General features: G+C 56.7%; 13 protein-coding genes. 4 read left to right on the forward strand and 9 right to left on the reverse strand.

Translation table 11 applies throughout. The features are described 5' to 3' along the window. Window positions 1-142: 142 nt before the first annotated feature. Window positions 143-1,684: a helicase HerA-like domain-containing protein gene (locus GOV88_RS13795; RefSeq protein ID WP_171240799.1), complete on the forward strand. Its 1,542-nt coding sequence runs from the start codon at window positions 143-145 to the stop codon at window positions 1,682-1,684. A 45-nt stretch (window positions 1,685-1,729) separates the two neighbouring features. Here GOV88_RS13795 and GOV88_RS13800 read toward each other — a convergent pair whose 3' ends face one another. From GOV88_RS13800 to GOV88_RS13830, 7 genes are all read right to left on the reverse strand, one after another. Then, window positions 1,730-2,002, reverse strand: coding sequence for a hypothetical protein (locus GOV88_RS13800; protein ID WP_254428763.1), 273 nt, complete (start codon window positions 2,000-2,002; stop codon window positions 1,730-1,732). A 140-nt stretch (window positions 2,003-2,142) separates the two neighbouring features. After that, on the reverse strand, window positions 2,143-3,456 hold the full coding sequence (locus GOV88_RS13805; protein ID WP_171121453.1) for a branched-chain amino acid ABC transporter permease: 1,314 nt from the start codon (window positions 3,454-3,456) through the stop codon (window positions 2,143-2,145). Then, complete coding sequence (locus GOV88_RS13810) at window positions 3,453-4,463, reverse strand: branched-chain amino acid ABC transporter permease (protein WP_171211476.1); 1,011 nt, start codon at window positions 4,461-4,463, stop codon at window positions 3,453-3,455. The genes GOV88_RS13805 and GOV88_RS13810 overlap by 4 nt, the downstream gene beginning before the upstream one ends. Then, window positions 4,463-4,888, reverse strand: coding sequence for a hypothetical protein (locus tag GOV88_RS13815; RefSeq protein WP_171240800.1), 426 nt, complete (start codon window positions 4,886-4,888; stop codon window positions 4,463-4,465). The genes GOV88_RS13810 and GOV88_RS13815 overlap by 1 nt, the downstream gene beginning before the upstream one ends. A gap of 2 nt (window positions 4,889-4,890) precedes the next feature. Continuing rightward, on the reverse strand, window positions 4,891-5,721 hold the full coding sequence (locus GOV88_RS13820; protein ID WP_170769848.1) for an ABC transporter ATP-binding protein: 831 nt from the start codon (window positions 5,719-5,721) through the stop codon (window positions 4,891-4,893). Beyond that, complete coding sequence (locus tag GOV88_RS13825; protein WP_171121450.1) at window positions 5,718-6,506, reverse strand: ABC transporter ATP-binding protein; 789 nt, start codon at window positions 6,504-6,506, stop codon at window positions 5,718-5,720. The genes GOV88_RS13820 and GOV88_RS13825 overlap by 4 nt, the downstream gene beginning before the upstream one ends. Before the next feature lie 127 nt (window positions 6,507-6,633). Further along, window positions 6,634-7,815, reverse strand: a complete 1,182-nt coding sequence (locus tag GOV88_RS13830) for an ABC transporter substrate-binding protein (protein WP_171125033.1) — start codon at window positions 7,813-7,815, stop codon at window positions 6,634-6,636. A 153-nt stretch (window positions 7,816-7,968) separates the two neighbouring features. On the opposite strand from GOV88_RS13830, the gene GOV88_RS13835 reads away from it, so the two are divergent. Then, the gene (locus tag GOV88_RS13835) at window positions 7,969-9,066 is read left to right on the forward strand and encodes a PQQ-dependent sugar dehydrogenase (RefSeq protein ID WP_171240801.1); all 1,098 of its coding nucleotides are present in this window, start codon (window positions 7,969-7,971) and stop codon (window positions 9,064-9,066) included. Here GOV88_RS13835 and GOV88_RS13840 read toward each other — a convergent pair. Next, window positions 9,063-10,067 (reverse strand): GlxA family transcriptional regulator, encoded by a 1,005-nt coding sequence (locus GOV88_RS13840; RefSeq protein ID WP_171121447.1) that lies wholly within the window; start codon window positions 10,065-10,067, stop codon window positions 9,063-9,065. The genes GOV88_RS13835 and GOV88_RS13840 overlap by 4 nt on opposite strands. 168 nt (window positions 10,068-10,235) lie before the next feature. On the opposite strand from GOV88_RS13840, the gene GOV88_RS13845 reads away from it, so the two are divergent. Continuing rightward, complete coding sequence (locus GOV88_RS13845) at window positions 10,236-11,606, forward strand: class II 3-deoxy-7-phosphoheptulonate synthase (protein WP_171121446.1); 1,371 nt, start codon at window positions 10,236-10,238, stop codon at window positions 11,604-11,606. A gap of 35 nt (window positions 11,607-11,641) precedes the next feature. On the opposite strand, the gene GOV88_RS13850 is transcribed toward GOV88_RS13845, so the two are convergent. After that, entirely contained in the window at window positions 11,642-12,307 is a 666-nt protein-coding gene (locus tag GOV88_RS13850) for a PAS domain-containing protein (protein ID WP_171240802.1), read from the reverse strand. A 256-nt stretch (window positions 12,308-12,563) separates the two neighbouring features. Between GOV88_RS13850 and GOV88_RS13855 the strand changes: the two genes are divergently transcribed. Further along, a complete protein-coding gene (locus tag GOV88_RS13855) occupies window positions 12,564-13,442 on the forward strand; it encodes a YicC/YloC family endoribonuclease (RefSeq protein ID WP_254449239.1) in 879 nt (292 codons plus the stop codon). Window positions 13,443-13,451 lie beyond the last annotated feature (9 nt).

The raw sequence follows: 13,451 nt of genomic DNA on the forward strand, positions 1-13,451 counted from the left end.
GCGCCCGAAAGCGCGGCCAGTCGACAGGGAGGAAGATCGTTGCCTCGCACCTCTCACTGCGGAGACAACGAATAGACTATCGCAGTTAAATATTAAATTTGTATGCTGCCGTCAGATCGGTGGATATTGGGACCATAATCATATGGAAAATGGTATTTTTTTGGGTGGCGCGGGTGACGAGTATGGCCAGCCTCAATCATTGACGTTGAAATATGCCAATCGGCATGGATTGATCGCTGGTGCGACTGGAACCGGAAAAACGGTGACATTGCAAATTCTTGCCGAGGGATTTTCGCAGGCAGGTGTTCCGGTGTTTTTGTCCGATGTTAAGGGTGATCTGTCCGGGTTGGCCAAGGCGGGTAGTGAAGCGCATAAACTGCACAAGTCTTTTCACGAACGCGCCGAAAGAATTGGCTTCACAGATTATTCTTATGCGGCGTGCCCTGTCGCCTTTTGGGATCTGTTTGGCAAACAAGGGCACCCCGTCCGTACAACCGTAACTGAGATGGGACCGCTTCTTCTTTCTCGTCTAATGGATCTGAGCGAGGCACAGGAAGGTATTTTGAACATCGCCTTTCGTGTGGCGGACGAAGAAGGGTTGCCGCTGCTGGACCTTAAGGATTTGCAATCGCTGCTGGTGTGGATCGGTGAAAATCGAACCCAGTTGTCCTTACGCTTTGGCAATGTCTCGACGGCTTCGATAGGGGCCATTCAGCGACGCCTCTTGGTTCTTGAAAACCAAGGTGGCACTAACCTGTTCGGCGAGCCTGCTTTGGAACTTGCGGATTTGATGCGCGTTGACGAAAACGGGCAGGGCGTCGTGAATATCCTTGTCTCGGACAAGCTGATGGGTGCGCCGCGTCTTTATGCGACGTTCCTTTTGTGGCTGCTTAGTGAATTGTTCGAAGAACTGCCCGAAGTCGGCGATCCGGATAAGCCAAAGCTGGTGTTTTTCTTTGATGAGGCGCACCTGCTTTTTGAAGACGCCCCAAAAGTTTTGGTGGACAAGGTCGAACAGGTTGCGCGCCTGATCCGTTCGAAGGGGGTTGGTGTTTATTTCATTTCTCAGAACCCCGCAGATATCCCAGAAGATATTCTGGGTCAGCTCGGAAACCGTATTCAGCATGCACTGCGCGCTTTTACGGCGCGGGACAGAAAGAACCTGCGCCTTGCAGCCGAGACATATCGCGAGAACCCGGATTTTGATACCGAGGCCGCAATCCGTGAAGTCGGGGTTGGCGAAGCCGTTACTTCGATGCTTCAGAAAAAGGGCGTGCCGGGTATTGTCGAACGTACTTTGATCAGACCGCCGGGCTCGCAGCTTGGCCCGGTGACTGCGGCCGAGCGTCAGGCCGTGATGGATACGTCCCCGATGAAAGCAAAATATGATGCGCTGCAAGACCGAGAGTCCGCCTTCGAGATTTTGAAATCCCGTGCTTCGGCCGCCGCCGCAGCCGCTGCTGAGGCCGAAGAACACGAAGAAACTCAATCCGTGGCCGAACGTGAATTTTCGACAGCGCGACGCTATTCCGGCAGCAGGGTGGGGCGGTCCTCGTCCCGCGTAACCCGCAAAAGGGATACGTTTACGTCGGCGATGAGCGAGGCGGTCATCAAAGAGCTGAAAGGCACCACCGGACGCCGCATTGTTCGCGGTATCCTTGGTGGATTGTTTAAAAACAATTAGGGGCTGCGCGCCGGACCAATTTGGTTCAGCGCGCAGCCAGCCGGATCACTTCAGGCGGCGCTGGCCTTCCTGCTTACAGTAGGCGTCCGCCTCTGGCACCGACATCTTGTCAGCCGGGAAGTCAGTGGCGCGATCCCAGATTACCCGGTCCAGGCGATAAAGCTGGCAGGTGACTTCGCCCTTGGGGGTTTGAACTTTCACCGGTGCGCTTTCGACGTCTTCGGGTGACGGAATACATCCCGACAAACCTGCGACAAGCGGTAGAAAAAGAACTGTTTTGGTGATCAAGGTTTTCATGTGAACTCTTTTCATACTCATCAGGCCGTCCGCGTTATCCAGGGTGAGAGGAACACCGGCCTGAAGCACTGCGGTCACCTATCGTGTAAACAAGCGATACGCTGAAATCAACAAACCGCGCCAAACACTTGGCGCGGTTTGAAACTTAACCTTGGGTCAGTCTATTTTTCGGGTATCAATCCTCGTGGGCTGAACCTGAGCACGATGAGAAGGATCAGACCCATAGTGAACAGCCGCATATGAGCGGCACTTTCAATCAGGTGTGCCTTAAGCGCGCTGCCGTCCGGCATTCCTGCCGTAATCAGGTTCATCATCCACAAGCCAATCGGCTCGACCTGGACCCACAGGAACCAGATCAGGAAAGCCCCCAGAACTGCGCCAAAATTGTTGCCGGACCCGCCGACAATTACCATGACCCAAACAAGGAATGTAAACCGCAGCGGATTGTAGGTGCCGGGCGTCAACTGGCCGTCAAGCGTGGTCATCATCGCGCCAGCAATGCCGCAGATCGCCGACCCCAAAACGAAGATTTGCAAGTGGCGGCGGGTGACGTCCTTGCCCATTGCTTCGGCCGCGACTTCGTTGTCGCGAATGGCGCGCATCATCCGACCCCATGGGCTTTTTAGCGCCATTTGCGCCATCCATAGCAGCGCCAGCAGGACGATTGTGAACAGCAACGAATAGCCCAGCTTGACCGAAAGGGTCGAGGCCGTGACGGGATCAAGCCCCAGCCATTCGGCGCGGGCGATAAAGCCGGGATCGGCCTGCAACTCGACCTCATAACCCACCACTGGGGCGGGGCGCGGGATGCCGTAGACATTCTTGACGCCACGAGCCAGCCAGTCTTCGTTCTTCATGACGGCGATGATGATCTCGGCGATACCCAGCGTCGCAATCGCCAGATAGTCTGACCGCAGGCCCAGCGCAGTTTTCCCGATCAACCAGGCCGCGCCCGCTGCCAGCAAGCCGCCCGCAGGCCATGCCAACAGAACCGGCAGGTTCAAACCGCCGATATTGCCTGCGACTGCGGGATCAATCGCCTCGACCGCGGCGATGCTGGGATCGAACACCGCGCGATAGATAAAGAACCCGGCGATGAGAATACCGATGATAGACAGGGTTTGCATCCGTCCCTTTGGCATTCGCGTGGCGACAAGCACGGCTGCGACCACTGTCGCGGCACCCAAAAGCAGGGCTAGCAGAATACCGTACCCCCCGGCCGACCAAGCGCCCGGCGTGGGCGGGGTTGAGATCAGTACCACAGCCAATCCGCCCAGCGCGACAAATCCCATGACGCCTACATTGAACAGGCCCGCAAAGCCCCATTGCAGGTTCACCCCGATCGCCATGATCGCCGAGATCAGCCCCATGTTCAGGATCAAAATGGCCGAGTTCCAGCTTTGCGTGAATCCTGTCAGCAGGATCAGAGAGCCGACCGCAATGAAAAGCAGCGTGTTTTTGACGGACTCGGTCATACCGCTTTCCCCTTGAACAGGCCCGTGGGCTTAAACAGAAGCACGATCAGCAGGATCACGAAACTGACGGCGAATTTGTAATCGGTGGATAGGAACTGGACGAGGCCCGAGGGCTCTAGACCTTCGGGTGCTAGATAGGTCAGCACCTTTTTCCACGCATAGGTGATGGTGACTTCGGAAAACGCGATGATGAACCCGCCCGCGATGGCACCAATCGGGTTGCCAAGACCGCCGACAATGGCCGAGGCGAAGATCGGCAGCAGAAGCTGGAAATAGACGAAGGGTTTGAAGCTTTTGTCGAGACCATAGAGCACACCCGCCGTAGTCGCCAGCGCCGCGACAATGATCCATGTGATCATCACCACGCGTTCTGGGTTGATGCCGGACAGCAGCGCCAAATCCTCGTTATCGGAATAGGCGCGCATCGACTTGCCGGTGCGTGTCTTGTTCAAGAACCAGAACAACAGCACCACGGCGACAACCGCAACAACCACGGTAATGCCCTGAGAGGTCTTGATCGCCAGCCCTTCACGTAGCCCGGTCATCGCTTTGAAGTCACGAGCCGAGACGATGAACCGCGCGCCGTCCGAGAAGCGTTGATCATCAGGACCGATGATGAATCGCACGATCCCGTTCATGATGAACATCACGCCCATCGACACGATTACCAGAATGACCGGCTTGGCCTTTTGTTCGCGGTAGAACCTGTAAACCAGTCGGTCGGTGACCAGAACCAGAACGATACAGCCCAGTATGGCAAAGGGCAGGGCAAGCAGAGCGGTCGGCAGCGGCCCGAAACTGACGCCTGCCGCTTGCAGACCCCAAGTTACCAATACAGCAATCATCGCGCCAAAGGCCATTGTGTCGCCATGAGCAAAATTCGAGAACCGCAGGATGCCATAGATCAGTGTCACCCCCAGCGCCCCCAGCGCCAACTGGCTGCCATAGGCGATTGCGGGAACAAGAACGAAGTTGGAGAGCGCCACAAGGGCGTTGAGGAAGTCCATTAGTACAGCCCATCTCCAATAGTGGTACAAGTAAATTTCGTGATCCGATTAGACATGACAACAAGGTCTCTACTGCGAACTAGTGGGATAAAGTTCAGGCCAAAACCATCGGCGATTTCATTGTTTGGTATCACGACGGTCGAAAAATCAGGTCTTGGGTTCTCGTTAAGGTAACTTGTTGCATTGATCGGGTCTTCGAAAAGCCCGAGTTTTCGACGCTCGCTTGCATTGCCTATCAGAAAGTATGCTTCTCCTTCACGGATCAGAGTAAGAGAGTAAAGTGGCACTGTTACGCCCACACAAACTTCGTCCTCACACGCGGAATAAATAGTGCAGTTTGCGCGATATCCTGTTTGATCCAAGGCAGCAAAAAGGGTGGAAGATTGGAGAAGCCACGCAATTAGCAGCGTGAATGAAAATCGCATCCTCACCCCCCCAAGAAGCTCTTGCGCACTTCGGGATCGGCCAGCAGTTCCTTGCCCGTGCCGGTATAGGCGTTCCGCCCCTGAACCAGCACATATCCCTTGTCCGCGATCTCCAGCGCCTGACGGGCGTTCTGTTCGACCATCAGGATCGGCAGCCCGGTGCGCGAAACTTCGATGATCCGGTCGAACAGCTCATCCATCACGATGGGCGAGACCCCGGCGGTGGGTTCGTCCAGCATCAGCACCTTGGGCTGAGTCATCAGCGCGCGGCCCACGGCGACCTGTTGGCGTTGGCCGCCCGATAGCTCTCCGGCTGCCTGATTGCGTTTATCGCGCAAGATGGGGAAAAGGTCATAGACCTGCTCCATCGTTCCCGAAATATCGTCGCGGCGGATGAAAGCGCCCATCTCGAGGTTCTCCTCCACCGTCATTGAGGTGAAGATGTTCGACGTCTGCGGAACAAAGCCCATGCCCTTGATCACACGGTCCTGCGGCGACAGTTTGGTGATGTCTTCGCCATCCAGTCGAACGGCTCCGGCGCGGACGTCTAGCATGCCGAATACAGCCTTCATCGCGGTCGATTTGCCCGCGCCATTAGGGCCGACGATCACCGCAATCTCGCCTTTGTCGACGGCGATGGTGCAGTCGTGCAGGATATCCGGCCCTTTGCCGTAACCGCCCGTCATCGTGTCGCCGATCAGGAAGGGGCCGCCCTCGACCTTATGCGTTTCACCGCTTTTGCGATGGGCGGGGGTCATGGTGCCGACACCATGCGTATTGGTAATCGAGGCGTCCTTGTTGCCCTTGTCGTCGTGATAAGGATTGTCGCTCACGCCCCGGCCTCCAGCTTGTCTTTGTTCTTCAGGCCGGTGCCTAGATAGGCTTCGATCACGTGCTCATTCGCTTTGATCTCATCCAAGGTACCTTCGGCCAGCACCTTGCCCTCAGCCATACAGATGACCGGGTCGCAGATTTTGCCGATGAAATCCATGTCATGCTCAATAACCACGAAGGTATAGCCGCGTTCCTTGTTCAGGCGCAGGATCGTGTCGGCGATGGTCATCAGCAGGGTACGGTTCACGCCTGCACCAACCTCGTCCAGAAAGACGATCTTGGCGTCGACCATCATGGTGCGACCCAGTTCCAGCAGTTTTTTCTGCCCGCCCGAGACCTGACCGGCCTTGTGATCGGCCAGATGTTCGATGGTCAGGAACTCAAGCACCTCATCGGCCTTGGCGCGCAGCGCGCGTTCCTCGTCAGCGATGCGTTTGCGCCCAAACCATGTGTTCCAAAGCGATTCACCCGATTGCGCGCCGGGCACCATCATCAGGTTTTCACGGCACGACATCGAGGAAAACTCATGCGCGATCTGGAACGTGCGCAGCAGGCCTTTGTGGAACAGCTCATGCGGGGGCAGGCCGGTGATGTCCTCACCGTCCATATGAACCTTGCCGCTGGTCGGCGGCAGAACGCCCGCGATCACGTTGAACAGAGTGGTTTTTCCGGCCCCGTTCGGCCCAATCAGACCGGTGATCGAGCCCTTTTGGATTTCCAGCGATGCCCCGTCCACCGCATGAAACCCGCCGAAATGCTTGTGCACGTCTTCGACGACGATCATCTTTTCCCCTAGCCGCCGTTTTCGGCGTTGTTGTCCCATCCCCGTTTGCCGGGGTGCGGCCTTTTTTCATTGAAACAGCCCGGACACAAGGCCCGGGCTGCTTGTTTTTATGACTATTTAAGTCCGATCAACGGAAGTTGACGGTCTTGTTTTCGCCGTCGGTGACTTCGATCTCACGATACGAACCGGCGCTTTCACCGGGGCCGATCAGTTCAACGCCCGACGCGCCGACATAGTCGATGTCCTGACCTGCGGCCAGCATTTCCAGACCCTTGGCCAGTTCACCGGGATAGATCTTTTCACCCGGAGCGTTGGCGACGTCCATAATCTTGGCGCCATAGTCCGCAGGGTTGGTGGACCCGGCGGCCTGCATTGCCAGCATGAACAGCGCTGCGGCGTCATAGCTTTCGGGCGAATAGGGCGAAGAGCCGTCGAAACCCGCAGCTTCGGCCATGGCAAAGTACTTTTCAGCACCTTCACCGCCCGAACCGGCGATCTGACCGAACGAGCCGTTCAGGTCGGGGCCGACGTTATTGGGCAGCGAGTCACCGATCATGCCACCGGGCAGACCGAATGTGTCAAACGCACCGCTGTCCAGCGCCGACTGGATGATGCCCAGACCGCCCTGATCCAGATAGCCCGCGACCACCAGTATGTCGCCACCGGCCGAGGCCAGCGCGCCCACTTCGGCCGAGTAGTCGGCCTTGCCGTCTTCGTGCGCGGCCACGATAGTGACTTCGCCACCCGAAGCCTCGAACGACGACTGGATCGCGTCCGCCAGACCTTTACCATAGTCGTTGTTGGTGTAGGTCAGAGCGATCGAGCTGATTCCGCGATCGTTCAGGATGTCGGCCATTACCTGACCTTCGCGCGCATCCGACGGGGCGGTGCGGAAGAACAGGCCATTGTCTTCCATGGTCGACAGGCCGGGCGAGGTTGCCGACGGTGAGATCATGACCATGCCGTTCGGAATCGCGACGTTCTGCAGGATCGCTCCGGTCACGCCCGAGCAGTCGCCGCCGATGATGCCAGCGACACCGTCTGCAATCATGCGCTCGCCGTTCGAGGTGGCCAAACCGTTGTCGATGCAGCCGGTGTCAGCCCGGGATGCCGAAACAGACGAACCGTCCAGCAGTTTTCCGGATTCGGTGACTTCGGCCATTGCCAGTTCCGCACCCGAGCCCATGGCAGGCGCCAGCGATTCAATCGGACCGGTAAAGCCGAACAGAACGCCCAGTGTGACATCTTCGGCCATTGCGGTGCCGGACAGCAGAGCGGTTGCTGCAGTTGCTGTAAGCAGCTTTTTCATATGGTTACTCCCTATTGTGAACGTATTCGTTCTGGGCATGACCCTAGGCAAGCTGTTCGGAAAAGAAAAGTCCTAACGCAAACGTGTTTTTGCGGCCCATAATCCTATTTGTTTTGTTGCGGTTGTCGCAGTGCCCCTAAAGTGGAGATCCCCATGCTCAGAGCGTTCGCGGTTTCACTCCTGTTGTTCGGTCCAATGGTGGCCGACGCCGATGAACTAAGAACATCAGCCGGTCCGGTGCAGGTGAGCGCACTTGTCGATGGACTGGATACTCCGTGGGCGGTTGGGATACTGCCAGACGGCACGTTTCTGGTGACCGAGCGTGACGGACAGCTATTATATGTCACTGACGGGGACGCCCGCCGGGTGCGCGGTGCACCGGATGTGGTGGCCAAAGGGCAGGGTGGGTTGCTGGACGTGACCATCGCACGCGATTTTGCCCAAAGTCGTGAAATTTTTCTTACTTTTTCAAAAAGTCAGAAGGGTGGTGCAGGAACTGCCGTGGCGGTCGCACGCCTGTCAGAGAACGGAAAACGCCTTACAAATCTAAGGGTGATCTTCGAAGCCATGCCGGGGGGATCTGGTGGTCGGCATTTTGGGTCTCGGGTCGTAGAAGCCGATGACGGAACCTTGTTTGTCACAATCGGTGATCGCGGTGACCGGCCTCAAGCTCAGGACAGGTCGAACCATATCGGCTCGGTACTCCGGATAAACCGGGATGGTTCGGTCCCGTCTGACAACCCGTTTGTCGGTCAACCCGATTTAAGGCCCGAGATTTGGTCTTATGGGCATAGAAACCCGCAGGGCGCGGGTCTTGATGCACAAGGGCGACTGTGGACGTCGGAACATGGTGCGCGGGGCGGGGATGAGGTGAATCTTGTTCTGCCGGGTCAGAACTTCGGTTGGCCGGTTATTTCCTACGGTAAGCATTATTCAGGCAAGTCAATCGGCGAAGGCACCGCGAAGTCCGGGATGCAGCAACCGAAATTCTACTGGGACCCATCCATCGCACCTTCGGGATTGATGGTGTATTCCGGAAAACTCTGGCCCGAGTGGAAGGGCGACATCTTCGTGGGGTCGCTCAAGTTCAACTACATCGCCCGGCTTGAGGGGTCACCCCTAAAGGAAGTCGAGCAAATCAAAGGAGCCGAGACCGAGCGCGTCCGGGACATTGTCGAAGCGCCTGACGGGTCCATCTGGTTTATTTCCGTTGGAGAAGGCGCGGTTTTTCGGATGTCGCCCGGAGGTTAAACCGAAAGGCGACCACTTTGTGCACCGCGCTCCCGGTATGGTGTCGTATTATAGTGCGCGCGGTAGCATTTCGAGAAATGCGAGGGGCTGGCGAAGCCGCAGGCAAGCGCCACGTTAATGACACTCATATCTGTCTGCATCAGCAGGTTGCGTGCTTTGTGCAGCCTAAGCTCCATGTAGTACCGCTTGGGAGAACGGCTCAGGTAGCGACGGAACAGGCGTTCCAACTGGCGCGTGGACATGCCCACATCCTTGGCAAGGATCGAAGGTGAGATCGGTTCCTCGATGTTTTTTTCCATCATCAGGATGACCTGGCTCAACTTGGGATGGCGCACGCCGATGCGGGTAGGGGTGGACAGGCGCTGCGTGTCCTGATCGGTGCGGATCGAGGAATAGATCATCTGGTCGGCGACCGCGTTGGCAAGATCTTCGCCGTAATCATCAGCGATGATCTTCAGCATCAGGTCGATGGATGAGGTCCCGCCCGCAGTTGTCATCCGGTTGCCATCAATTTGGAAAACAGACTTTGTTAGCTCGACCTCATCGAATTCCTCGATAAAGCTGTCCGAGTTTTCCCAGTGGATCGTCGCACGTTTGCCGTCCAGAAGTCCGGCCTTGGCCAGAGTATAGGCCGCTGTGCAAAGCCCGCCGATTTTCAGACCACGCCGTGCCTCGCGCCGAACCCAATTCAGAACTTTCTTGGTGGTCGCCGCCTGAACGTCTACACCGCCGCATATGATCACAACGTCGTCGCGCTGCAATTCGTTCAGATCGGTGTCCAGCTTGAACTCGGTCCCGGCCGAGCATTTGACGGTATCACCGCCTTCGCCTGCAAAAGTCCACGAATACAGCTCTTTGTCGGCCATGCGATTGGCAATACGCAGGCTGTCCAGCGCCGAAGCAAAGGACAGCAGCGAAAATTTGTCCAGCAAGACAAATACGAAATTCTTAGGGTTGGCCGCAGTGTCTTCCACCGTGACAACTTGGCGTTGCTCTTGCATGGCGAGGTGTCCTTGATTCGGCGCCTAATGACGTTGCGTCGGCGACAGATTTGACAGCAACCATGATCAAAGCTTGTTTCCCGCGTCAAGAGGCGCAAATCGTATATGGTCACTCTTCAATGCATTTTGTATAGAGACGACCTGAATACCTCAGCGGAGATCAAAGCTATGACCGAGTGGCAAAAATCGAACTGGCGCAACAAGCCCCGGGTTCAGATGCCAGATTATACCGACGCGGACGCGCTGTCTAAGGTCGAGGCCCAGCTTTCGCAGTATCCCCCGCTGGTTTTTGCCGGGGAAGCGCGCCGCCTGAAACAGCTTTTGGGTGCCGCCGGACGTGGAGAGGCGTTCCTGCTGCAAGGTGGCGACTGTGCTGAAAGCTTTGAACAATTCAGCGCCGACGCAATCCGTGATACCTTCAAGGTGATGCTGCAAATGGCGATGGTGCTGACGTATGGCGCCAAAGTTCCCGTGGTCAAAGTTGGCCGGATGGCGGGACAGTTTGCCAAGCCACGCAGCGCCCCGACCGAGGTTGTCGATGGTGTGGAACTGCCAAGTTATCGTGGCGACATCATCAACGAACTGGCGTTCACGCCCGAAGCGCGTATTCCGAATCCCGGCAAGATGTTGCAGGCCTATACGCAGGCCGCGGCGACGCTTAACCTTTTGCGGGCCTTCTCGACCGGAGGCTTCGCGGATATGAGCATGGTGCATTCGTGGACTTTGGGCTTCACGGACGAACAGGACGTTCAGAAATACTCTGAGATTGCGGACCGGATTCAGGACACGATCGACTTTATGCACGCGGCTGGTATCACCGCCGACACCACGCATGAGTTCTCGACCGTCGAGTTCTATACCAGCCACGAAAGTCTGCTGCTGGAGTATGAAGAGGCGTTGACGCGTCTGGATTCGACCTCGGGCAACTGGCTGGCCGGGTCTGGCCATATGATCTGGATCGGCGACCGCACCCGTCAGCCCGACGGCGCGCATGTGGAATTCTGCCGCGGTGTATTGAACCCAATTGGTCTAAAATGCGGTCCGACCACGACGGCGGAAGACCTGAAGGTTCTGATGTCAAAGCTAAACCCCGAAAACGAAGAGGGTCGCCTGACCCTGATCGCGCGGTTCGGAGCGGGCAAAGCCGGTGAGCATCTGCCGCGTCTGGTCAAAGCCGTGAAGGAAGAGGGTGCTAATGTGACTTGGGTCTGCGATCCGATGCACGGCAATACCATCAAATCGGCAACGGGCTATAAAACGCGTCCGTTTGATTCAGTCCTGCGCGAAGTTCGCGACTTCTTTGGCGTACATCAGGCCGAGGGTACTATCCCCGGTGGTGTACATTTCGAGATGACCGGTCTGGATGTAACCGAATGCACGGGCGGCGTGCGCGCCGTGACGGAAGAGGATCTTTCAGACCGCTACCACACCGCCTGCGACCCTCGTTTGAACGCGTCGCAGTCCCTTGAACTGGCCTTTCTTGTGGCCGAGGAACTGACTAACCTGAGGCGCGATCGCAGCAAACGAGCGGCGAGCTAAATCATAGAAAAAGCGGGCAAAGGCCCGCTTTTTTGTTACTTAATCATCTCGCGATACAACCAGACGCAAATAGGATTTTGAGTGATCAAACTCCCTTTGTCCCTCGGCGTCGGTTCGATCTTCGTACGCGGTGATTGAACGGACGCCACTGTGCGAACCTTCTGACCAAGCAAGCCGAACCGTCTGGGCGTGGCACCGATGGCGCCATTGCTGGCAAGTACGCCCAAGACGCGGCTTACGTCCCCTAAATCGCTTTTCAGTGGCAGCAGGATCATGCGCGCATCCAGGTGGGCGCGCCCCGGTTTCCCAGCGCCTGCAAGTTCAAACTCGGCAATCGCAGGTCCTGCAAAAACCTGCTCCAATATCTCTGTAACCTGAGATCGTGCCGACGGTTCGAAAAAGGCGGTCAGAGGCATGCCCCGAACCTCCATCCCGGCAAGCCTGTTCAGATGACTGCCCGCAAGGCGAAACCTGGCCAGGCCGGGTGCTATGCGTTCGAGGATAAAGGTGTTTTCCAAAATGTTCTCAAGTCCGCGCGGATCAATCTGCGATCGCATTGGAATCTCGCCACCCGATAGCAGCGCGCTCCAATAAGCCTCAGCCTGGCGAATGGGTGAAAATATGCGGCCACTGTCAAAGCGATCCATCGCGATGATCTTTCCAAAGTTAGACCCGGACCCGTTTCCGAAAAAGGTTGTCATTTCATAGCCCTAACGCCAAGTGGCCATCATTTTCCTAAAATGCCAGATATCGGGGGCATCTTTCGAATGACCAGTTCTGACAGGGGCCAAACTGACATGGTTGGTGCCACTCTTGGAGGAATTCTTTAATGAATGGTTAACTTAGCTGTCTTCAGGCGAAACCCAGCAAACTCTTGCCCTGCGTGCTGTGATGGCATTAGGTGCGGTCAAGTATTCTGAGACGAGCAGCGACGAAAGGGCGGGCATGATCAGATCCATGACTGGATTTGCCTCTGGCAAGGGGGCGTTTGGGCCGCATAGCTGGACGTGGGAGTTGCGCAGCGTCAATGGCAAGGGGCTAGACATGCGCGTGCGTGCTCCGGACTGGTTGACGGGGTTAGAGGTCGCATTGCGTGGGCAATTGTCCAAGGCCCTGAGCCGGGGAAGCGTCACGCTGTCCCTGCGGCTTAACCGTGATGAATCTGCGCCGGACCTTGTTTTGAACGAAGTCGCAATGGGGGCTGCGCTGGAGGCCCTGGCAAAAACGCAGCAAATGGCAGAAGCGTGGGATATCATGCTTGCCCCGTCGCGTGCTTCTGACCTTATCGCGTTAAAAGGTATGCTGGATGCAGGCAGCGACGTAGACGATCCTGCGCCATTGGTCGGACATCTAATCGCTGAGTTCCCGGGGCTTTTGACCGAATTTATCGCGATGCGCGAGACCGAAGGTCAGTCGCTTTCGCAAATATTGAACGGTCAACTGGAAACGGTGGCGGAATTGACAGAACAGGCTGCAATTCTGGCGGAGCAGCGAAAGGACAAGGTCGCAGAAACGCTACGCGAGAACCTGTCGCGCGTCATGGATAACGCGCAGGGTGCCGACCCGGACCGTGTTGCGCAGGAACTTGCACTGATCGCGGTCAAGGCCGATATCACCGAAGAAATTGATCGCCTGAAAGCGCATGTCTTGGCTGCGCGGGACTTGCTTGAACAGGACGTTGCAGTTGGCCGAAAGCTTGACTTTCTGATGCAGGAGTTCAACCGGGAGGCCAATACCCTGTGTTCAAAGGCGCAAAGTGCCGATCTGACTTCGGTAGGGCTTGAGTTGAAAGCCGTTATAGATCAGATGCGCGAACAAGTTCAGAACGTGGAATAACGACAGGAG

Source organism: Ruegeria sp. HKCCA5491, from assembly GCF_013034565.1.
In the GTDB taxonomy this organism is placed as follows: domain Bacteria; phylum Pseudomonadota; class Alphaproteobacteria; order Rhodobacterales; family Rhodobacteraceae; genus Ruegeria.